The sequence below is a fragment of the Nocardioides cavernaquae genome, assembly GCF_003600895.1.
GTDB classification, from domain to species: Bacteria; Actinomycetota; Actinomycetes; order Propionibacteriales; family Nocardioidaceae; genus Nocardioides; species Nocardioides cavernaquae.
This window is the reverse complement of the sequence record NZ_QYRP01000002.1, coordinates 2,747,790-2,769,407: the sequence shown is the minus strand read 5'-3', so window position 1 is coordinate 2,769,407 and position 21,618 is coordinate 2,747,790. Positions and strand designations below refer to the sequence as shown.

At 68.7% G+C, this 21,618-nt stretch carries 20 protein-coding genes; 5 read left to right on the top strand and 15 right to left on the bottom strand.

The window, feature by feature from the left end; translation table 11 throughout:
- Window positions 1–56 precede the first annotated feature (56 nt).
- Window positions 57–737, top strand: coding sequence for a TetR/AcrR family transcriptional regulator (locus tag D4739_RS13285; RefSeq protein WP_120061066.1), 681 nt, complete (start codon window positions 57–59; stop codon window positions 735–737).
- An 84-nt stretch (window positions 738–821) separates the two neighbouring features.
- On the opposite strand, the gene D4739_RS13280 is transcribed toward D4739_RS13285, so the two are convergent.
- A complete protein-coding gene (locus D4739_RS13280) occupies window positions 822–2,105 on the bottom strand; it encodes an acetyl-CoA C-acetyltransferase (protein WP_120061065.1) in 1,284 nt (427 codons plus the stop codon).
- Window positions 2,106–2,297: 192 nt separating this feature from the next.
- On the opposite strand from D4739_RS13280, the gene D4739_RS13275 reads away from it, so the two are divergent.
- Both D4739_RS13275 and D4739_RS13270 read left to right on the top strand, forming a co-directional pair.
- Window positions 2,298–3,629 (top strand): 3-oxoacyl-ACP reductase, encoded by a 1,332-nt coding sequence (locus tag D4739_RS13275; RefSeq protein ID WP_120061064.1) that lies wholly within the window; start codon window positions 2,298–2,300, stop codon window positions 3,627–3,629.
- 1 nt (window position 3,630) lies between these two features.
- Complete coding sequence (locus D4739_RS13270) at window positions 3,631–4,521, top strand: MaoC family dehydratase (RefSeq protein ID WP_120061063.1); 891 nt, start codon at window positions 3,631–3,633, stop codon at window positions 4,519–4,521.
- Between the two features lie 75 nt (window positions 4,522–4,596).
- On the opposite strand, the gene D4739_RS13265 is transcribed toward D4739_RS13270, so the two are convergent.
- From D4739_RS13265 to D4739_RS13255, 3 genes are all read right to left on the bottom strand, one after another.
- Window positions 4,597–5,799 carry a M23 family metallopeptidase gene (locus tag D4739_RS13265; RefSeq protein WP_182920419.1) on the bottom strand — a complete coding sequence of 401 codons (1,203 nt, stop codon included), beginning with the start codon at window positions 5,797–5,799 and terminating at the stop codon, window positions 4,597–4,599.
- Between the two features lie 156 nt (window positions 5,800–5,955).
- Window positions 5,956–6,822, bottom strand: a complete 867-nt coding sequence (locus tag D4739_RS13260) for an acyl-CoA thioesterase (RefSeq protein WP_120061061.1) — start codon at window positions 6,820–6,822, stop codon at window positions 5,956–5,958.
- Window positions 6,822–7,742 (bottom strand): PAC2 family protein, encoded by a 921-nt coding sequence (locus D4739_RS13255; protein ID WP_120061060.1) that lies wholly within the window; start codon window positions 7,740–7,742, stop codon window positions 6,822–6,824. The genes D4739_RS13260 and D4739_RS13255 overlap by 1 nt, the downstream gene beginning before the upstream one ends.
- A 148-nt stretch (window positions 7,743–7,890) precedes the next feature.
- Here D4739_RS13255 and D4739_RS13250 point away from each other — a divergent pair, with 148 nt between their 5' ends.
- Window positions 7,891–9,102 carry a thiolase family protein gene (locus D4739_RS13250; protein ID WP_120061059.1) on the top strand — a complete coding sequence of 404 codons (1,212 nt, stop codon included), beginning with the start codon at window positions 7,891–7,893 and terminating at the stop codon, window positions 9,100–9,102.
- Window positions 9,099–11,186 (top strand): 3-hydroxyacyl-CoA dehydrogenase NAD-binding domain-containing protein, encoded by a 2,088-nt coding sequence (locus D4739_RS13245; RefSeq protein WP_120061058.1) that lies wholly within the window; start codon window positions 9,099–9,101, stop codon window positions 11,184–11,186. Before D4739_RS13250 ends, D4739_RS13245 begins: the two co-directional genes overlap by 4 nt.
- Before the next feature lie 68 nt (window positions 11,187–11,254).
- On the opposite strand, the gene D4739_RS13240 is transcribed toward D4739_RS13245, so the two are convergent.
- The 11 genes from D4739_RS13240 to D4739_RS13190 form a co-directional block, all read right to left on the bottom strand.
- Window positions 11,255–12,745, bottom strand: a complete 1,491-nt coding sequence (locus D4739_RS13240; RefSeq protein WP_120061057.1) for an amino acid permease — start codon at window positions 12,743–12,745, stop codon at window positions 11,255–11,257.
- A 26-nt stretch (window positions 12,746–12,771) separates the two neighbouring features.
- Window positions 12,772–14,019, bottom strand: a complete 1,248-nt coding sequence (locus D4739_RS13235) for a gluzincin family metallopeptidase (RefSeq protein WP_120061056.1) — start codon at window positions 14,017–14,019, stop codon at window positions 12,772–12,774.
- Entirely contained in the window at window positions 14,000–15,874 is a 1,875-nt protein-coding gene (gene dxs, locus D4739_RS13230) for a 1-deoxy-D-xylulose-5-phosphate synthase (RefSeq protein ID WP_120061055.1), read from the bottom strand. Before dxs ends, D4739_RS13235 begins: the two co-directional genes overlap by 20 nt.
- Before the next feature lie 72 nt (window positions 15,875–15,946).
- Window positions 15,947–16,396 (bottom strand): NUDIX hydrolase, encoded by a 450-nt coding sequence (locus D4739_RS13225; protein WP_120061054.1) that lies wholly within the window; start codon window positions 16,394–16,396, stop codon window positions 15,947–15,949.
- Window positions 16,397–16,405: 9 nt separating this feature from the next.
- Window positions 16,406–16,714 (bottom strand): thiamine-binding protein, encoded by a 309-nt coding sequence (locus tag D4739_RS13220; RefSeq protein WP_120061053.1) that lies wholly within the window; start codon window positions 16,712–16,714, stop codon window positions 16,406–16,408.
- The gene (locus D4739_RS13215; RefSeq protein ID WP_120061052.1) at window positions 16,711–17,109 is read right to left on the bottom strand and encodes an MmcQ/YjbR family DNA-binding protein; all 399 of its coding nucleotides are present in this window, start codon (window positions 17,107–17,109) and stop codon (window positions 16,711–16,713) included. Before D4739_RS13215 ends, D4739_RS13220 begins: the two co-directional genes overlap by 4 nt.
- A gap of 10 nt (window positions 17,110–17,119) precedes the next feature.
- Window positions 17,120–17,563 (bottom strand): secondary thiamine-phosphate synthase enzyme YjbQ, encoded by a 444-nt coding sequence (locus tag D4739_RS13210; RefSeq protein ID WP_182920418.1) that lies wholly within the window; start codon window positions 17,561–17,563, stop codon window positions 17,120–17,122.
- A 39-nt stretch (window positions 17,564–17,602) separates the two neighbouring features.
- Entirely contained in the window at window positions 17,603–19,108 is a 1,506-nt protein-coding gene (locus D4739_RS13205) for an HNH endonuclease signature motif containing protein (protein ID WP_120061050.1), read from the bottom strand.
- Window positions 19,109–19,175: 67 nt separating this feature from the next.
- The gene (locus D4739_RS13200; protein WP_120061049.1) at window positions 19,176–19,664 is read right to left on the bottom strand and encodes a DinB family protein; all 489 of its coding nucleotides are present in this window, start codon (window positions 19,662–19,664) and stop codon (window positions 19,176–19,178) included.
- 34 nt (window positions 19,665–19,698) lie between these two features.
- Complete coding sequence (locus tag D4739_RS13195) at window positions 19,699–20,175, bottom strand: SigE family RNA polymerase sigma factor (RefSeq protein WP_120061048.1); 477 nt, start codon at window positions 20,173–20,175, stop codon at window positions 19,699–19,701.
- Complete coding sequence (locus tag D4739_RS13190; RefSeq protein ID WP_120061047.1) at window positions 20,162–21,502, bottom strand: hypothetical protein; 1,341 nt, start codon at window positions 21,500–21,502, stop codon at window positions 20,162–20,164. Before D4739_RS13190 ends, D4739_RS13195 begins: the two co-directional genes overlap by 14 nt.
- Between the last annotated feature and the right edge of the window lie 116 nt (window positions 21,503–21,618).

Sequence of the window (21,618 nt, the reverse complement as noted above, 5' to 3'; positions counted from 1 at the left end):
AAAACTACCGAACATCTATGTAACTGAGTGTTGCAACTTCGCCCTATGCTGGCCGCATGACTCGGACACCCGCCACCGACGGACGGCGCACTGCCGCAGCTGCCCGCCGGCGCGAGCGCCAGCAGGAGATCATCACCGCGACCCGCGCGCTCTTCGACGAGCGCGGCGTGCGCGACATGAAGATCGAGGACGTTGCCACCTCGGTCGGGATCAACCGCGCCATCATCTACCGCCACTTCTCCGGCAAGGAGGAGCTCTTCGCGCTCACGCTGGTCGGCTACCTCAAGGACCTCGACGCGTGCCTCACGGGAGCCGTCAAGGGGAAGCGCAAGCCGACCACGCAGCTCCGCGCCGTCATCGAGGCCTTCGTCGACTTCGGGCTGGAGTACCCGGCGTTCGTCGACTGCTCGCTCACCCTGATGCGTCGCCCTGGACCGGAGCTGCTCGAAGAGGTCAGCGAGAGCGCGATGTTCCGCCTCGGGCGCGAGATCGCCACCTGCATGGAGCACGTGGTCATCCCGATCCGCGAGGGCGTGGAGACCGGCGAGATGAAGGTCGACGACCCGTACCAGCTTGCCAACACGCTCTACGCCACAGGCCTCGGCGGGCTGCAGCTCGCGCGTCTCGGGATCCTCGTGCGGCCAGCGGCCCCCGGCATCCCCGAGGTCGTCCCGCTGCCGGCAGCCCAGGTGAAGGACTACCTGGTCAGGGCGGCGCTCGCGCTGGCCTCCGCCTGACCTCCGCCTGACCTCCCGCTGCCATATGACAAAGAAGCCCCGCCCGGGTCACCGGGCGGGGCTTCTTTAGTCTTGATCAGGTGATCAGGGGCGCTCGACGATCGCGACGATGCCCTGGCCGCCGGCCTCACAGACGGACAGGAGCACGCGGCCCTTGCCCTTCTCCGCGAGCAGCTTCGCGGCGACGTTGATGATCCGGCCACCGGTCGCAGCGAACGGGTGTGCAGCAGCGAGCGAGGAGCCGTTGACGTTCAGCTTCGAACGGTCGATGGCACCGAGCGGCTTGTCGAGGCCCAGGCGCTCCTTGCAGAACACCGGGGACTCCCACGCAGCCAGGGTCGACAGGACCTGCGCGGCGAAGGCCTCGTGGATCTCGTAGTAGTCGAAGTCCTGCAGCGTGAGGTTGTTGCGCTCGAGCAGCTGCGCCACGGCGTACGCCGGAGCCATCAGCAGGCCCTCGGCGCCACCGACGAAGTCGACGGCCGCGACCTGGAAGTCGGTGATGTAGGCGAGCGGCTCGAAGCCGTTGGCCTTGGCCCACTCGTCGGAGGAGAGCAGCACGGCGGAGGCGCCATCGGAGAGCGGCGTCGAGTTGCCGGCGGTCATGGTGGCCGCCTCGCCCTTGCCGAAGACCGGACGCAGCTTCGCGAGCTTCTCGACGGTCGAGTCGGGGCGCAGGTGGTTGTCCTTCTCCACACCACGGAACGGCGTGACCATGTCGTCCATCCAGCCCTGGTCCCAGGCACGGGCCAGGTTCTGGTGGGAGCGGGCAGCCAGCTCGTCCTGGTCCTCGCGGGTGATGCCCCACTCGAGCGCGGTGATCGCCTGGTGGTCACCCATGGCCAGACCGGTGCGCGGCTCGCTGTTCGCGGGCGGGAGCAGGCCGATGTCGCCCGGGCGGATGCCGAGCAGCGCCTTGACGCGGTCCTTGTTGGTCTTGAGCTGGTTGATCTTGATGAGCTTCTTGCGCAGCTTCTCCGAGATCGCGATCGGGGCGTCAGACGTGGTGTCCGAACCGCTGGCGATGCCCGACTCGATCTGGCCGGTCGCGATCTGCAGCGCGACGACGTTGGCGGCGAAGAGGCCGGTGCCGCAGGCCTGCTGGATGTCGACGGCAGGAGTGGACGGGTCGAGCTTCGTGCTCAGGACCGACTCGCGGACCAGGTTGAAGTCGCGGCTGTGCTTCACGACGGCGCCACCGGCGACGAGCCCGAGGGACTTGCCCTCGAGGCCGAATCGGGTGACCAGGCCCTCGAGGGCGGCGGTCATCATTTCCTGGTTGGAGGCGTCCGCGTAGACGGTGTTCGAACGCGCGAACGGGATGCGGTTGCCACCGATGATGGCAACGCGGCGGGTCTTGGCCTGCATGTGTCACTCCTGTAAGGGTTCAGAGGTGTCCCTATCCTTGCGGTTCGGGACCGGCGATGGAACGGTCTGAGTGCCAGATCACGATATGTGGACACTGAGTTACACCTTTAGTTACATAATCTCAGCACATCCATGCGTCGCGCCATACGACGTCCGCATCCTTGTTTTCATCCAAGTGGAGGATCACCCGCAATGACCGACCGTTACCAGGGCTTCGCGAAGTCGCCTATCGGCAAGATGCTGGTCAAGCAGCTCGGCCTGCCCAACCCCGTCGCACTGGACCGCTACACCGCGGGTGACCCGCTGGTGAAGGGCACCGTCCTCGTCGGCGGATCGGGCAAGCTCGCCACCACCCTGCCCAAGACCCTCGACGGTCTCGGCATCTCGTCCGCCACCGCTCTCGAGGAGGGCGCGAAGTACAAGGGCCTCGTCTTCGACGCCACCGGTTTCGACTCCGAGACCGACCTGGTCCAGCTGCAGCAGTTCTTCACCCCGGTGATGCGCAAGCTCGAGAACTGCGCCCGCATCATCGTCATCGGCACCAACCCGGCCGACGTGAAGGGCTCCGCCCGCATCGCGCAGCGCGCCCTCGAGGGCTTCACCCGCTCGCTCGGCAAGGAGATCGGCAAGGGCGCGACGGTCCAGCTGGTCTACGTCGTCCCCGGCGCCGAGGCAGCGATCGACTCCACGCTCGCCTTCTACCTGTCCCCCAAGTCGGCCTACGTGTCCGGCCAGGTTGTGCGGATCGGCACCAGCGAGAAGAAGGCCGCTGTCGCCGTCGACATCGAGAAGCCGCTCGCCGGCAAGGTCGCGATCGTCACCGGCGCCTCGCGCGGCATCGGCGAGCAGATCGCCCGGGTCCTGCACCGCGACGGCGCCACGATCCTCGGCATCGACGTCCCGCAGGCCGCCAGTGAGCTGCAGAAGGTCATGGGCGAGCTCGAGGGTGACTCGCTCACGCTCGACATCACCCACGCCGACGCTCCGCAGCGCATCGCGCACTACGTCAAGGAGAAGTTCGGCGGAGTCGACGTCGTCGTCCACAACGCCGGCATCACCCGCGACAAGAAGCTCGCGAACATGGCCGAGGACCGCTGGACCTCCGTCATCGCCGTCAACCTGACCGCCCCTGAGCGCATCACGCGCGAGCTCCTCGAGCAGGGTGCGATCAACAAGAACGGCCGCATCATCGGCGTCTCCTCCATCGCCGGCATCGCGGGCAACATGGGCCAGACGCAGTACGCATCCTCGAAGGCCGGCGTCATCGGCTTCGTCGACTCGCTGGCCGGAGAGCTCAAGAACGGCATCACCATCAACGCGGTTGCCCCGGGCTTCATCATCACCGCGATGACCGCTGCGATTCCGTTCGCGACCCGCGAGGTCGGCCAGCGCCTCAACGCGATGCAGCAGGGTGGCCTTCCGGTCGACGTCGCCGAGACCATCGCCTGGTACGCCAACCCGGCCTCGACCGCGGTCACGGGCAACGTGGTCCGCGTCTGCGGCCTGATGATGCTCGGTGCCTGACATGGCCACCGCCGATTCTGGAACGGTCCGCGTCCTCGACAACCCGGGCGGCGCCGGCGCGATGCTGAAGGCGATCCTCCCGATCGTCCCCGGCGTCAACCAGCTGCCCGGTGTGAAGAAGACGTCCAAGGGCCTCCCGGACCTCGTGCTCCGTCGCGAGGGCCTCGAGATCACGCGCGAGGGCGTCGCCCCGTACGCCGCGATCGCCGGCTTCCCGAAGAAGGACGTCGCACCGCTGCCCTACGTGCACAACCTCGCCTTCCCGCTGCACATGGCGCTTCTCACCGACCAGTCCTTCCCGTTCGCGGCGATGGGCCTGGTCCACCTGGAGAACTCGATCTCGCAGCTGCGGCCGATCCGCTTCGGCGAGAAGGTCGACGTGGCGGTCAAGGCGGCCAACCTGCGCGCCTCGACCAAGGGCAAGGCGTTCGACATGCTCACCACGGTGACGGTCGGCGACGAGACCGTGTGGGAGGAGACCTCGACGTACCTCCGCGTGGGTGGCGGCGACAAGGAGAACGGCGACTCCGGCATGGACCTCGCACCGGTCGACCAGACCGGCGCGATCTGGTCGCTGCCGACCAACCTGGGCCGGCGCTATGCCACGGTCTCCGGTGACCGGAACCCGATCCACCTCTACCCGCTCACTGCCAAGGCGCTCGGCTTCAAGGGCCACATTGCCCACGGCATGTGGACCATGTCGAAGGCGGCGGCCTCCCTGGAGGCACGCATGCCCGACGCGGTCCGGCTGGACGTCGCGTTCAAGACGCCGATCTTCCTGCCGGGCAAGGTGCGCTTCGGAGCCGTCCCGGTCGAGGGCGGCGTCGACTTCGCGGTGACGAACCCGAAGAACGGTGCTCCGCACGTGCTGGGACGCACGCGCGCGCTCTGAACGAACCAGGACCGGTCGCAGCTCCTCCCAGGGGAGCTGCGGCCGGTCCTGCGTTTGCGGGGGCGCCGGAGTGCTTCAGCGGTGTCGCCCGAACTGCAGCGTCGTCGTCGTCCGGGCCGCCGCGGTGGGCGCGGTCGCGATCCGGCGGTTGAAGGTCGCCGTCAGCGGCGTCCAGGTGCCGAGGTCCGTGCGTCCGTTGCCGTCCCAGTCACCGGTGACCGGGAGGTCACCGGGTGCCCCGTAGGTGACCTGGGCGGTCCAGACGATGCCCTCGTCGTCGACGCGACGCAGTGTGAACGTCGACGTGGCCTGGTCGTAGACGCCGAGGTCGGTCACGCCGTCGGCGTCCCAGTCGCCGGTGACGGGAAGGTCGTTGGCGTCCCCGAGCACGATCCTGCTCACGGCGCCCGTCGACAGGCGAAGGTGGAAGGTCGCCGACGCGGAGCTCCAGACACCGACCTCCGATGCCCGCGTGCCGTCCCAGTTGCCCGCGACGGGTCGGTCCGTCAGCGATCCGAAGACGATGCCGATCGTCCCCGTCCCGGGCGAGCGCAGCGTGAACTTCCGCGTAGCCGGCGTGCGCACTCCCGGATTGATGGTGCCGTTGCCGTCCCAGTCGCCGACGACAGGCTCGTCGGTGGCTCCGCCGAAGCTGACCACCTGCGGAGTTGTGCCCGGCCGGTGGACCTGGAAGCTCGCGGGGTTGCCGCGACGGAACACCGTCGGCTGTGCCACCTTGTCGCCGTTCCAGTCGGGCGCAAGGGGCGTGTCGACGCAGTTGGCCGACGCCTGCGCCTTGCCGACGGCGTACTTCACGCCGTGGAAGTACGCCGCGACGGTCGAACCGCCGACCCGCTCCTCGAAGTGCAGGTGTGCGCCGGTCGAGCTCCCCGTGCTGCCGACGGCGCCGATCTGCTGGGCCTGGTCGATGCGCTGTCCCGCCGTCACGAGGAGGCGGTTCAGGTGGGCGTAGAGCGACTTCTCGCCGTTCGGGTGCTCGATGACGACGTACTTGCCGTAGCCGCCCTTGTCCACCGCCTGCGCCACGCTGACGGTGCCCGGCGCCGCTGCCACGACGGCGTCGTCCACGTCATCGGCACGGTTCCAGTCAATGGAGTTCGGGTTCGGGCTGTGCTTCGCGTACGTCGTGCCCGTCCAGGTCTGACCGCACGGAAAGGGCATCTCGAACGCTGTCGCAGGAGCCGCGACCGCCACGCTCGCGCTGAGCAGGACGATTGCTGCTGCAACCGCTGCGGGTGCGGTTCGTCGGGCGCGCATGTCCATCCTCCGGATCAGGAAACGGCCGGAATCACTCCAGTCACTCCCGAATCGTGAATGGCCCCCAGCCACAGGGATAGACACAAGAAACCACAATCACGGCGCGCCTGCACTGATTTTCAGAAGTTGCGTGCTAACCACCGCGCGCAGAGCTGGTCAGGCAGGCGGGTTGTAGCGGACCACGCCCTCCTGGGCCGCAGTCGCTACCAGCACGCCGGACTCGGTGAACAGGCGCCCGATCGCGAGGCCTCGGCCACCCTGGGCCGATGGCGAGACCTGGTCGTAGAGCAGCCACTCGTCAGCCCGGAACGGGCGGTGGAACCAGACCGTGTGGTCGAGGGAGGCCGCCATCACACCGGGGTCGGAGAACCGCAGTCCATGGGCGATGAGCGCCGTGCCGAGGAGGGTGACGTCCGAGAAGTAGGTCAGGGCTGCCTTCTGCACGATCTCGTCATCGGGCAGCGGGCCGGACACGCGCACCCAGAACCGCGACCGTGACGGGTGCTCGTCCGCCGGCAAACCTCCTCCCGGACCGGTCTGGCCGGCATGGCGGACGTCGAGGATCCCCCACTCCTGCTCCCAGACACGGACCGCACCGGGAGCCCGCTCGCGCAGTAGGTCGAGCACGTCCGGAGCGTCCTCCACCGAGAGCACCTCGGGCATGACGTCCTGGTGCTCGATGCCCGGCTCGGGCCGCTGGAAGCTGACCGTCTGGTAGTAGATCGCCCGCCCATGCTGGCGCGCCTCCACCCGGCGGGTGGCGAACGAGGAGCCGTCACGGAGGCGCTCGACGTCGTAGATGATCGGCACGTTGGGGTCGCCCGGCCGCAGGAAATAGCTGTGCAGCGAGTGCACATCCATGCCCTCCGGCGCGGTCCGTGAAGCCGCGGTCAGGGCCTGACCCGCGACCTGGCCACCGAACACCCGCTGCAGGAACGTGATCGGCTGGCGTCCCCGGAACAGGTTGACGTCGATGGTCTCGAGGTCGAGCAGGTCAACGAGCTCTTCGACGGAGGTGGGCATCAGTCGGTCCCTTCGGGTCCATCGAGTCCGGCCAGGAACTGCTCGAACTGCTCGCCGAGCTCGTCCCCTGTCGGGATCGGCTCGTTGGGTGCGAGCAGCCCACCCTGCTCCTCGGCGCGCTGGAACGCGTCGTACTGCTGCTCGAGGCCGTTCACGACGTCGGCGACCTCGGGGTTCTCCTCGAGGTACGCCGCGACCTCGGCCGCGCGACGCTCGGCGGCGAGCTTGACCGGGTCGAGGTCGAAGGAGAGGTCGGCGGAGTCCTCCACGCCCTCGAGCAGCACACGGGCCGCGTCGGGGTGGTCGAACTGGGCGAGGTAGTGCGGCACGTGGGCGACGTAGCCGGTCATGTCATGGCCGCTCTCCCCCAGCCGCACCTCGAGCAGGGACTGCGCCGAGGACGGGATCCGGAGCTCGCCCCGCCAGGAGTTCGTGCGGCGCAGGAGCTCCCGGCGGTTGGCGTGCTGGGTCACCGCGAGCGGGCGCGAGTGCGGCACGGCCATCGGCACGGACCCCATCGACACGACGAGCCGCACGGAGAAGCGGTCGACGACCGAGCGGACCCCGTCGACGAACGCCTCCCAGTGGTTGTCCGGCTCCGGGCCGGAGAGCAGCAGGAACGGTCGACCGACCTGGTCCTTCTGGACCCGGACCACCAGGCGCGGAGCGTCATAGGACTCGTAGTGGTCCTCGATGAAGGAGATCGCGGGCCGACGGGCGCGGTAGTCGTGGAACGCGTCGACGTCGAAGGTCGCCACGACCGGACCGACCCCGCCGCGCTCCAGGTGGTCAACGGCGAGCGCTCCCCCGTTGCCGGCATCGAGGAACCCGTGCAGCGCCACGACGAGCACGAGATCCGCGCCCTCCTCGAGGCCGGTCACGTCGTCCACGATGTGCACGAACCGGGCTGACTTCGCCACCGCACTCCCACCTTTCGTCGAACCCGTTCGCCTCGCGGCGATTCCGGTCTGAGCCTAGTGGCCAGGACCACGCGACCCGACCCTCCCCTTCTTGGTTACTCGTGAGTAGCATGGCTCCGAACATCCACGAACCTTCGAGGAGATCCCGTTGTCCCGACAGCTGCGCGACGTCGTCTTCGTAGACGGCGTACGCACTCCGTTCGGCAGGTCCAAGGGCCAGTACGCCGAGACCCGCGCCGATGACCTCGTCATCAAGTGCATCCGCGAGCTCATGCGTCGCAACCCGAACCTTCCGCCTGAGCGTGTGTCCGAGGTCGCGATCGCCGCGACCACCCAGATCGGCGACCAGGGCCTGACCATCGGCCGCACCGCGGCGATGCTCTCCGGCCTGCCGAACTCGGTGCCCGGCTTCGCCATCGACCGCATGTGCGCCGGCGCCCTGACCGCCGTCACCACGACTGCCGGCGGCATCGCCTTCGGCTCGTACGACGTCGTCATCGCCGGCGGCGTCGAGCACATGGGCCGCCACCCGATGGGCGAGGGCGTCGACCCGAACCCGCGGATCATCTCGGAGAAGATCGTGGATCCCGAGGCGCTCGCCATGGGCAACACCGCGGAGAACCTGCACGACCGCTACCCGGCGATCACCAAGGAGCGTTGCGACGCCTACGCCGTCGCCTCGCAGACCAAGGCCGCCGCGGCGTACGAGGCCGGACTGATCCAGCCCGACCTGGTGCCGGTCGCGACCCGCTCGGCCGACGCCGGCTGGGGCCTGGCCACCACCGACGAGCCGATGCGCCCGCAGACGACCATGGAGTCGCTCGGTTCGCTGAAGACCCCGTTCCGCTCGCACGGACGGGTCACCGCGGGCAACGCGGCCGGCATCAACGACGGCGCGACCGCGTGCCTGCTCGCCGCCGAGGACGTCGCCCTCGAGCTGGGCCTCGAGCCCAAGATGCGCCTGGTCTCCTACGCCTTCGCGGGAGTCGAGGCCGAGTTCATGGGTGCCGGCCCGATCCCGTCGACGGAGAAGGCGCTGGCCAACGCCGGCCTCACCATCGACGACATCGACGCCTTCGAGATCAACGAGGCCTTCGCGGTCCAGGTGCTCTCGCTGCTCGACCACTACGGCATCGCCGACGACGACGCGCGCGTCAACCCGTTCGGTGGCGCCATCGCGTTCGGCCACCCGCTGGCCTCCTCGGGCGTGCGCCTGATGAACCAGCTGGCCACGCAGTTCGCCCAGGACCCGTCGAAGCGCTACGGCATCACGACCATGTGTGTCGGCCTCGGCATGGGCGGCACCATCGTCTGGGAGAACCCGAACTGGAACGGCACGACCGAAGGGGACGCCAAGTGAGCGACGTCATCACCCGCGCCGAGGCGCTCATCAGCGACGCCGAGGTCATCACCCAGGCCAAGCTCCGCAAGGTCACCCTGCCGGGTGCCGCGGGCGTGATGGGCCTGATCACCCTGGACAACGGCTTCGACCACACCAAGCCGAACACCTTCGGCCCCGGCTCGCTCGTCGAGCTCAACAAGGCGATCGACGCGGCGCTGGCCGACGACGAGATCACCTCGATCGGCGTCACGGGCAAGCCGTTCATCCTTGCCGCCGGCGCCGACCTGACCGCGCTCCGCTCGGCCGGTTCGGTGGAGGCCATCCGCACGATCGCCGAGCTCGGCCACTTCGTCTTCGGCAAGCTGGACTCCGCGGTCGGTGGCAAGAAGTCCTTCGGCTTCATCAACGGCCTCGCCCTCGGAGGCGGCTTCGAGGTCGCGCTGAACTGCGACTACCGCACCGTGCTCGACTCGATCCCGGCCGCCGGTCTGCCCGAGGTCATGCTCGGCCTGGTCCCCGGCTGGGGCGGCGCCTGGCTCGTGCCGAACCTCGTCGGTGCCGGCACCGCGGTCAAGGTCGCGCTGGAGAACCCCCTCAACCAGGGCAAGGTCCTCAAGGGCACCGAGGTCTTCGACCTGGGTCTCGCCGACGCCATCTTCACCGGTGCCGACTACCTCGAGCAGTCGCTGCTGTGGGCCTCTCGGGTCCTCACGGGCGACGTCACCGTCGAGCGTCCCGAGGTGGACCGTGGCAAGGCCTGGGACGACGCCGTGGGCTGGGGCCGCATGGTCGCCGCAGGCAAGACCGGCGGCAAGTCCGTCGCCGCGACCCGCCTGCTCGACCTGATCGAGGCCGCCAAGACCAACACCAAGGCCGAGGGCTTCGCGCTCGAGGACCAGGCACTGGTCGACATGGCGGCAACGCCGGAGCTCGACGCGAGCCTCTACTCGTTCGACCTGACCCAGAAGCGCGCCAAGCGCCCTGCCGGTGCGCCCGACAAGGCCCTGGCCCGCAAGGTCACCAAGGTCGGCATCATCGGCGCCGGCCTGATGGCCTCGCAGTTCGCGCTGCTGTTCGTCCGTCGCCTCAAGGTCCCGGTGGTCCTCACCGACCTCGACCAGGAGCGCGCGGACAAGGGTGTCGCCTACGTCCACGGCGAGATCGACAAGCTCGTGGCCAAGGGCCGCCTGACCACCGACGGGGCCAACCGCCTCAAGGCGCTGGTCACCGCGGAGGTCGACTACGCCAAGGCCTTCGGCGACGCCGACTTCATCATCGAGGCCGTCTTCGAGGAGATGGGCGTCAAGAAGACCGTCTTCGGCAACGCCGAGAAGGTCGCTCCGGCTCACGCCGTCTTCGCGACCAACACCTCGTCGCTCTCCATCACCGAGATGGCGGCCGACCTGGAGCACCCGGAGCGGGTCGTGGGCTTCCACTTCTTCAACCCGGTCGCGATCATGCCGCTCGTCGAGATCATCAAGGGCGAGACCACCTCCGACGAGGCGCTCGCCACGGCGTTCGCCACCTCGCGGGGCCTCGGCAAGACCTCGATCCTGGTGAAGGACTCGCCGTCCTTCATCGTGAACCGCCTCCTGGGCAGGTTCATGGGTGAGGTCGCGAAGGTCGTCGACGAGGGCACTCCGGTCAAGGACGCGGACGCGGCCTTCGCCGGTCTCGCCCCGATGCCGCCGTTCGTGCTCCTCGGCCTGGTCGGTCCGGCCATCGCGCTGCACAACAACGAGACCCTCAACCGGGCCTTCCCCGACCGCATGTACGTGTCGGAGAACCTCAAGAAGGTCGTCGAGGCGAAGATCGGCTCCTGGTACGGCGCCGACGGCGAGGTGGCCCCCGAGGTCGCCGCGCTGGTCACCCTCCCGGAGAACCCGGTCGTCAAGAGCACCGACGAGGTCCGCGGCCAGGTCCTCGAGGCGCTGGCTGACGAGATCCGCCTGATGCTCGACGAGGGCGTCGCCTCGGCTCCCGAGGACATCGACCTCGCGATGATCATGGGCGCAGGCTTCACCTTCTGGAACGGCGGCATCACCAAGCTGCTCGACCGCGAGGGTGTCTCCGAGAAGGTCACGGGCAAGAAGTTCCACTGATCTGTCCGCTCCAACGTCAACGGCGCCGGTCCCCGCAAGGGGGTCCGGCGCCGTTCGGCGTCCGAGACCTACTGCCCGAGATGGGCGTCGGCGGCAGCCTCGTTCGTCGTCCCGACGCGGCTGTTGCGATAGCCGTAGCCGAAGTAGATCGCGAAGCCGACCAGCATCCACACCAGGAAACGCAGCCAGGTCTCGGCACTCAGGTTCAGCATCAGGTACAGGCAGACCAGGGCCGAGGCGACCGGGAGCACCGGCGAGAGCGGCACCCTGAACGATCGCGGCAGGTCGGGACGGGTACGTCGGAGCACCGGCACCGCGAGCGACACCAGGGCGAACGCCGAGAGGGTGCCGATGTTGACCATCTCCTCGAGCTTGCCGATCGGCGTCAACGATGCGACCAGCGCCACGAGGACGGTGATGCCGACGCTGGTGCGCAGCGGCGTACCGGTGCGGGCAGTCACGCGCGCGAGGCTCTCGGGCAGCAGACCATCGCGGCTCATCGCGAACACGACCCGGACCGCACCGATCATGAGGGTCATCACCACGGTCGTGAGACCGGCGACAGCACCCGCGGAGATGAGCGTGGCGTAGCCGTCCTTGCCGTGCTCCAGGAAGGCGTTGGCCAACGCGGCGTCAGGGTTGATCTCGTCGTACGGCACCATCCCGGTGATCACCAGCGCGACCGCGACGTACAGGACCGTGCAGATGGCCAGTGACCCGAGGATCCCGACCGGCAGGTCGCGCTGGGGGTTGCGCGCCTCCTCGGCGGTGGTCGCGACGACGTCGAATCCGATGTAGGCGAAGAAGACCACCGAGGCTGCCGAGACGATCCCGAGAATGCCGAAGACCTGCGGCTCGATCCCGAAGAGGGTCTGCACGAGCGGGGCGTGGAGCCAGCTACCAGCCGCGCCGACGCTGCCCGCGGCGTCCGGGACGAACGGCGAGTAGTTGTCCTTGTCGATGAAGCCGATGCCGGCCACGATCACGAAGAGGACGACGAAGAGCTTCAGCCCGACCAGGACCAGGTTGACGCGGAGGCTCTCCTTGATGCCGTAGCAGACCAGGGCACCGATCAGCGCCACCATGAGGAACGCCGCGAGGTTGAAGTCCGACCCCGGACCGATCCCGGCCGGCCAGGTCGCACCGAGCTCGCCGAGCAGCGCCACGAAGTAGCTGCTCCAGCCCTGCGCCACGACGCTTGCGCCGAGCAGGAGCTCGAGGAGGAGGTCCCAGCCGATGATCCAGGCCACCAGCTCGCCCAGCGTCGCATAGGAGAACGTGTACGCCGAGCCGGCGACGGGCACGGCCGAGGCGAACTCGGCGTAGCAGAGCGCCGCGAGCGCACAGCAGAATGCCGCGATCGCGAACGAGAACACGACCCCCGGGCCGGCGTACTGCGCGGCCACCCGTCCGGTCAGCGTGAAGATGCCGGCGCCGATGACGACGCCCACACCGAAGACGGTGAGGTCGAGAGCGGTCAGCGTGCGACGGAGCTGGTGCTCGGGTTCGACGGTCTCCGCGATCGACGCTTCGACGGACTTGGTGCGAAACACGTTCATGGCGTCGAACGCTAGCGGATGGCCTGTCAGCTGAACGTGCGCACTATCTGACGGCCAGCCGCGGCGGCGAGCTCGTCGCCGCGCATCCCGAGGACCGCGAGCAGCACCTTGTCCTGGTCCGCCTCGGGCGTCCCGGTGCCCTTGTCCATCTCCGCGAGGAGCCGCCACACGGTCTCCGGGCCGAACCGTCGCGAGACGTACTCGCAGACGTACCAGGAGATGCCGTAGTTGGCCTGCGAGTGCTCGCCGTTGAAGTCCTCGTCGGCGGGCAACGCCGTGATGCCGGCCTGCGCCATCTCGAACGCCTCCCGGGAGATCTCGCGCTCGGCACGCGGCACTGCCTGCACCGACACCCACTCGGCCAGGCCTTCGGCGAGCCAGGTGGGGACGTGGTCGTCACGGGTGCCGATGGCGACGTGCGTCAGCTCGTGGCGGATCAGCCGGTCGCGGCGGTCGTCGTCCTGGTCGATCACTCTCGGGTGGAGCATGAACCGCATGCCTGCCAGACGGGTGGTGCCGGCCTCGGCGGGCACACCGAAGGCCACGCCTTCCAGGCGCTCGGGGTCACCGCCCGGCAGGTCATCGAGCGACGCCATCATCGTGATGTCGCTCAGCGCGTAGACGACCACCCGGTTCGACCAGCGCAGCGGGATCCTGGCACTGATGTCGGCGATGCCGCCGGAGACCGCCGGCAGAATCTGGTACGCCGCGTCGATGCTGCCGGCGTCGAAGATCCCGAGCACACCGTCCGCCTGCTCTGCCTCGATGCGGGTCAGCTCCCAGGGCTGGAGGTTGATGTCGTGGTCCAGGTCGAAGGCGCGATCGTGGTCGGCGTCGAGCACCCAGCGTCCGTCGAGGTCACGGAAGATGAACCGGCTCGGGGTCCGCACCGGCTCGGAGTCGTAGCCGCGCAGCTGCATGGTCTGGGTGAGGGCGGCTTCGACCCGACCGTCGGGGAGCTGCGTGACCGCCTCGAGCTCGTAGTCGAATGCCGCGAGCGGAAGCTCCTGGAGGTTGTCGAAGAGCCGCGACTGGTTGCGCCGGAACGCACGTTCGTCGGTGTCGATGCCGTCCAGGAACTCGGGCTGGTCACGGGTGCGGACCGCCCGGGCACGAAGGGCGAGTGCATCGGCTATCGCACCGTCGATGGCAGGGGCGACCGGAGCCGGCGCCTCGAGCTTGGCGCGGTCGAAGGGGTTGCACGCGGTCAGGCTGGCCACCGTCGCGAGCGTGAGCCCGAGCGACAGCAGACGGTCAGCCGACCCGTTGCGCATCGACGGCGGCCGCGATGGCCGAGGCGAGGGCGATCGGGGTGAGGCCGATCCGCTCGAGGATGACCGCGCGCTTGGCGTGTCCGAGGAACTCCTGCGGGATGCCGTGGATCTGCACCGGCGTCGTGACACCTGCTGCGTTGAGTGCCTGGAGCACCGAGGCACCGACACCGCCGACGATGCCGTTGTCCTCGATCGTGACGACCAGCCGGTGTGCACGGGCCAGGTCGATGAGTGCAGGGTCGACCGGCTTGACCCAGCGCGGGTCGACGACCGTGGCGACGATCCCCCGGTCGGCGAGGAGCGCCGCAGCCTCCATGGCCGTCGCTGCCATCGCGCCGACGCCGACGACGAGGACCTCGGGACTTGCGCCGCGCGCGAGGACGTCCACGCCGCCGACACGCTCGATCGCCGGGATGTCAGCCGGGGGCGGCCCCTTGGGGAAGCGAACGACGGTCGGCGCGTCGTCGACGGACACCGCCTCTCGGAGCAGCTCACGCAGACGGCTGGCGTCACGCGGAGCGGCCAGGCGAAGGCCCGGGACCACCTGGAGCATCGAGAGGTCCCACATGCCGTTGTGGCTGGCGCCGTCGTCACCGGTCACGCCGGAGCGGTCCAGGACGAAGGTGACCCCGCACTCGTGGAGCGCGACGTCCATCAGGACCTGGTCGAACGCGCGGTTGAGGAAGGTTGCATAGACGGCCACGACCGGGTGCGTGCCGGCCATCGCGAGGCCTGCAGCGCAGGTGGCCGCGTGCTGCTCGGCGATGCCGACGTCGAACGTGCGATCAGGAAAGCGAGCGGCAAAGCGGTCGAGGCCGACGGGGTGCATCATCGCGGCGGTGATCGCGACGAGGTCCTCGCGCTCCTCGCCCAGCTGCACCATCTCCTCAGCGAAGACGTCGGTCCAGATGGCTCCCTTGGGCTTCTCCTCGCCGGAGACGATGTCGAAGGGCCCGGGTGCGTGGAACTGGTCCGCCTCGTGGCGCTCCGCTGCGTCGTACCCGAAGCCCTTGCGGGTCAGGGCGTGCACGATGACCGGGCCGTTGAACTTCTTGGCCTGGCTCAGCGCCTGCTCGAGAGCGTCACGGTCGTGACCGTCGATGGGGCCGACGTACTTCAGGCCGAGGTCCTCGAAGAGGCCCTGCGGGGCGATCGCGTCCTTGACGCCCTTCTTCATGGCGTGAAGCGCGTCGTAGGCGAGTGGACCGACGCCGGGGATCGAGTTGAGGCGCTTCTTGACGGTGTCGAGCGCCTGCTCGTAGCGCGGGTCGGTGCGGAGGCTGGTCAGCGCGTTGGCGAGACCGCCGATCGTCGGCGTGTAGGAACGTCCGTTGTCGTTGACGACGATGACCAGGCGGCTCTTGGGCGCGATCGCGATGTTGTTGAGGGCTTCCCACGCCATGCCACCGGTCAGGGCGCCGTCGCCGATCACGGCAACCACATGGCGCTCCTCGCCGCGGATCGCGTAGGCCTTGGCCAGGCCGTCAGCGTAGGAGAGCGCGGTGGACGCGTGGGAGTTCTCGACGATGTCGTGCTCGGACTCCGCGCGGCTCGGGTAGCCGGACAGGCCACCCTCCTGCCGCAGCGTGTCGAACGCAGTGGCGCGCCCGGTCAGCAGCTTGTGCACGTAGGACTGGTGACCGGTGTCGAACACGACGCGGTCGATCGGCGACTCGAAGACGCGGTGGATCGCCATCGTCAGCTCGACGACGCCGAGGTTGGGGCCGAGGTGACCGCCGGTCCGCGCGCAGGTCGCGACGAGCTTCTCGCGGATCTCTGCCGCAAGTTCCTCGAGCTGCTCGGCCGTGAGGTCACGCAGGTCCCGCGGGGTCGCGATCGACTCCAGGTAGCCCATGCGTGGTCCTCCGGTGAGTGGTTCAGGTGGCCGTGTTGGCCAGGTGGTGACCCGGCGGGCCGTCGGACGAGTCTAGCCCTGTGCTCCGGCGACCAACGCACGGTACGCCGCCGACGCCAGGAAGTCGGGCAGGAGCAGCGAGGCACCCTGCCCGAGGTCCAGGTCCCGCGCCGTGTCCGGTGCCACGAACGTCATTCGTCGCCCCTCCCCCAGACGGATGTCTCCGTCGCCAGCGGTCGTCTGCCCGGCGAACAGGTGGATCGTGTCGAGATGGGGGCTGTCAGGATGAAGGAGGTCGATGCAGGCGACCTGCGTGAGCCCGCCCGGCGGCACGACCAGACCCGTCTCCTCCTCGAGCTCCCGGTACGCCGCCGCGTCGGGCGTCTCCCCGGGCTCCACGTGGCCGCCGGGAAAGCCCCACTTCTCCGGGTCGATCACCGGGTGCTCGTCGCGCTCCTGCAGGAGCACCCAGCCGCGCCGGTCGACCAGAGCGATGCTGGAGAAGGTCCGGGCGGCGGTCACGCCGTCACGTTAGCGAGCATCCTCATCGAGGATCCGCTCGACCCGCTCGACCTTGGCGCTCAACTGCCCCGTCCACCCGGGACGGATGTCGGCCTTCAACACCAGGCCCACCCGCGGGCTCACCGCCGCCACGGCGTCAACGGCCTCCTTGACCACCGCCATCACCTCGTCCCACTCGCCCTCGATGTTCGTGAACATCGAGTTGGTCTCGTGAGGCAACCCCGAAGCCCGCACGACCCGGACGGCCTCGGCCACGGCCGCACTCACCGATCCGGTGGCGTCCGGGGTCATCGGGCTGATGCTGAACGCGACGATCATGACTCCAGCCTGCCACTTTCTGCGGCGAGTGGGGCGGGTCGCTCGACCCGCTGTGCGAGGTGCCGCGGCGCCTGGATGCAGTAGGAGTCGGTCAGCAGCTCGGCGAGCTCCTGCCAGTCGGTGTCCTCGTCGAGCAGCATGCCGACCACGTTGGTCCCCCAGCTCCCCTTGAAGTACGGGTCGCCGAGGTGGGTGAACGCCATGACCTCGTCGGGCTCCGCGCGAAAGACGATGCGGAACAGCTGGTCCTCGCCACCGAACACATGGGCAACGCCGTCTCGACCCACGCGCCAGTGGACTCCGGTCCACGCGGGCTCCTCCACACACTCGGGGAAGCCGGACAGGATGGCGCCGAGCCGGTCGATCCACTCCCGCGGGACATCTGGCCGACTCATCGGTCGCCCCTCACCGGTCGCTCGTCCCGCTGCTCGCGATGAAGGAGAACCGCACCTCGCGGTCGGGGTTGTCGACGTTCAGATCGACCAGGCAGATGCTCTGCCAGGTGCCGAGCGCCATCTGGCCGTCAAGGACCGGGATGGTGGCATAGGGCGGGATCAGTGCCGGCATCACGTGACTGCGGCCGTGGCCCGCGCTGCCATGACGGTGGAGCCAGCGGTCATCCGTCGGCAGCAGGTCCTTCAACGCGGCGAGCAGGTCGTCGTCGGAACCCGCGCCCGTCTCGAGGATGGCCACGCCGGCCGTCGCGTGTGGCACGAAGATGTGCAGGAGGCCGCTCACCGAGCGCACGGACTCGGCGTACACACTCGCGACGAACTGCTCGCACTGGGCCGTCAGGTCCAGCACGACTTCCCGATCGCCGGTGTGCACGTGAATGACCTCGGATCGCATGGGAGCCACGCTAGCGCCCACCACCGACTGACCGGGCCGTCAGCCGATCGGGAAGGTGCCCTCAGGCGTGACGAGGTAACGCAGCCCCGACGAGTCGGTCCACGTATACGTGCCGTCGCGGTTACGGACATAGCGCCAGCCCAGATGCGTCTTCGCGACATGCGCACGCCGGCACAACGGCGCCAGGTTCTCCGGGCGGGTCTGACCAGGTGGACCATGCGGCCGATAGGGCTCGATGTGGTCGAGATCGCAGCTCCTCGAGTCCACCTCGCAGTACGGATGCACACAGTGCCGATCACGCAAGACCACCTGCTCGCGCATCCACGGCGGCGGATCATGACGATCCACCCCACCCCCGCCGCCCAGGTCAACGACCGGGGTCACCTTCAGTGCCTGGTCCGATCCCAGCCACGACCGCACCCACGCTGCGGTCGCCACCCCGAGCCGCTCCACATCCACCGTCGCCCCAGCACCAGCTGTGACGCTGCCGGAGTCGGGGTCGGCGTTCAGCTGCGCCAGCATCGCGGCATCGATGTGCACGAACAACCGACGCGACACCCGACGCGATGGCACAACCGTGGCCGAGCCAGCGGAAGCCGCCAGCGCGACCTCGGTCCGCTCACTCCGTGCAGGCACCGCAGGGCCATCCCCGGCATCGTCGGCAGAAGGCTGGCCCGCTGATCCTCCGACCCCATCCGACCGCTCAGGCACGCGATCCCCGGCCGCGGCGACCGTCCCAGCGCCACCCAGGAGCGCACCGTGCTCACCACGCCCGATCACACCCAGCGCCTTCGCACGCCGCTGCCCCACCGTGTCGGTATCACCCAGCTCACCGAGGCGATCAGCCACCGCACACACCAAGTCATGAAAATCATGCAGATCAGCGGTGTCACCCAACGCATCCAGCACCGACGTGCCGTCCCACCCCTCACCGCGCCGATCATCCACCTCGACGCGCCACGCAGCCTTGCCCTGCTTCTCCCGCTCATCAAGCAACTCCGGACAGAACGCCGCCATCGCAGCCAGCACCGTCCGCTCGATCGTCACAAACCCCAACCCCGCCGCAAGCTTCGGCGCCAACTCCTGATCCACCCACACCGCAGCCTCGGCCGGCATCGGCCGCGTCAACTGCGCGACCTTGCGCGCCTTCCACACCGGAACCGTCAAACCCTCGACACCACGCATGATCCGCCGCAGCCGATGCGTCAGGTCCAGAGCATCCGCCAACGCCGACTGACCACTCGCCGCCGACACCCCCGACGCAGCAGCAAACGCTTCCGGTGCACCCGCCGCCAGCAACGGCGTCCCCTCACCCGCAATGTGCAGATCCGGCAGATCGATGCCATAGCTCCGCTCGACATCCGCCAGGTCAGCCCGATCGTCCGCAGAACCCGGATTCAGCACACACCACCGCACCGCCAGGCGCAGCTTGCGACGCTCCGACATCCTCGTCTGAACCTCGGCATCACGCACCGCGAGCAGCACATCAGCCCTCACAAGGCCATCGACCTCATAAGGCTGCAGCAGACGGTCCGTCTCGATCACACCTCGAACATACCTTCGACCACCGACAACCGCGGCGCTCGATCCACAGCCCTTCGCAGCGGCGTACTCAGGACCGCGAAGCCAGCAGTTGCTCACGGAGGATGTCGCCGTGACCGGCGTGCCGAGCCAGCTCCTCGATCATGTGGACATACATCCAGCGCAGGCTGACGGGCCCCAGACGGGAGTGCTCCCCCACGTCGTCGAGCGAGTACGCCGCGGCGATGCGGTCCGACTCGGCGCAGGTCTCCCGGAAGGCCGCCACGAGAGACGCGATCGTGTCGGAGTCCTCCAGCTTGAAGCTCTCGTCGATCGTCTCCGGGATGCCGACCTCCGCACGCGTCCGCCCGGGAAGCGTGACGTGGAACCACACCTTCTCCGCGAAAGCTGCGTGCTTCACCAGCGCCATCGGCGTGGTCAGCGACGCCACCAGGCGCGTGCGCGCCTGCTGCTCGGTGAGCCCCGAGACGCACTCCAGGAGTCCCTCCCGGTTGTCATTGAGGAGGTCCTGGAGGATCTGGCGCTCGGGCGCCGTCGTGTCGGGCACGTCGCGACTCATGCCGCCACGCTAGGGCACACCGTTGCCCGGATACTCAGACCTCGGCGAGCGCACCCACACGAAGGCGCGCGAGGGCATCGCGAGCCTGCGACTTCACCGTGCCGACCGAGATGCCGAGGGCCTCGGCGGTCTCGCGCTCGGTCAGGTCCTCGTAGTAGCGCAGCACGATCACCGCCCGCTGACGTGGTGCGAGCGCCGCAAGCCCCGCCTGCAGGGAGAGTCGGTCGTCGTGACCCGGCGCAGGCTCCGCCGTCTCCGGCACCCGGTCCGTGTGCACCTCACGCCAACGCCGGTTCCGCCAGCGGGAGACGTGCTCGTGCACCAGCACCTTCCGGACATACGGATCAGGACGATCAGCGATGCGGCGCCACCTGGGCACGACCTTGATCAGCGCCATCTGGACGAGGTCCTCGGCATCCTGATGGTGTCCCGTCAGCAGGTACGCCGTGCGGAGCAGCGCCGGCATCCGCGCCGCGACGTACTCCTCGAAGTCAGGCTCAGGCCCGAGCACGTCGCCTCCAGACGACGATCACGAACGCCAACACGAGTGCCGAATAGGATCCCCACTGCCGCCACAGCCGCGGATCATGGGCTGACGCTGGCCGGACGCCCGGCACCACCATGTGCGCTAGAAGGTCCGAGGCGAGCACCGCGCGGCCATTGCCGTCGATCACACGCGCACGCTCTGCCTTTCCGGTGGTGACGTCGACCGTCACAACTCCACCACTCCAGTCGCTCACCACGACATGGGAGGGGTCGCGCCAACCCAACACGTACCCGGCCTCTTCATCTGTCAGGTTCGTCAAACGGAGGTGGTCGCGGTCAGGCCCTACGTACAGACGCCACGTGTGTCCGTTGATCCCTCCGTCAGGCCCGGGAGTCCAGTCACCACCGATGTAGGCGAGGGCCTCCCCATCTGGACCGACCGTGGCTTCGACGACGGCCTTCGGAAGCCGGAACGACGAATGATCTCCGGTCGCTGGATTGAACCAGTGAACGTCGCGCTTCCTCGCCCACACCAAGCCCTCAGGCGCGGAACCGACGTTGGGCACCCAGTACTTGCCCGCAGGTTCCGCGACGATCCGCTCGCCACTCTCCACATCCCAGAGCACCAAGGAGTCCGCGTGGTTGTCGGCCGCTTGATCTGCGGGCCCGTAGACCGTGACGAGGTACCGGGAGTCGCTTGTGAAGGAAAGGTCGCTGAGACCAGTCGCGACCTCGGGGGTCGCTGGATCCATGAACTTCCGCAACTTGCCACTGACGGTGTCGTACACCGCCCAGCCCACGGCGACAGTCGCGTCCGGACCGTTGGCTGACTCCTTTTCGAGGACGAAGGCGACACTCCGCCCGTCGGGCGACAGCGCCGTGGTCGGGCCGTCCCAGGGCGGGCGGAACGATGTGTCCAGACCAAAGTCCAGAAACCGTTGCGTCCCGTCCACTGCGGATACGCCAAACAGCGATTGCGTCTCGACCTGACCGTTCCAGCCTGTCGCGCGAAGCCGCTTCCCACCAGCTATCGCAGCCAGCGGACCGATCTCGCCATCGTCCGACGTCCCGTCCGACCAGGGGGCCGGCGGGTAGATGTGGTCCGGAAGGTGGAGTGCGCGAGGCGGGGTCACCACTGGTTGCGGGTCGGCAACCCCCCGGACGACTCCCCCGACGATCCCCACGCCCACAACCAGCACCACGACCAGCGCTGAAGCGGCGAGCACCCCGGCCGCCGTACGACGTCGCTGGCGGCGCTTGCCGGCAGCCCAGAGCTCCCCCGCTCCGCCGTGCAAGGGCGCGGGCGCATCACCGGCCAGGTCGGCCAGCTGGGCGTGCAGGTCGCTGCTCATGTGGTTCCCCTCGGACTGTCGGAAGCATCCTCACCCCTCAACACGTGTTGAGGCGCCAGAAAGGAGGGGTCGTCCGCTCGCAAAATCTGGAGCCGCCGAAAAACAGACCGACCCGC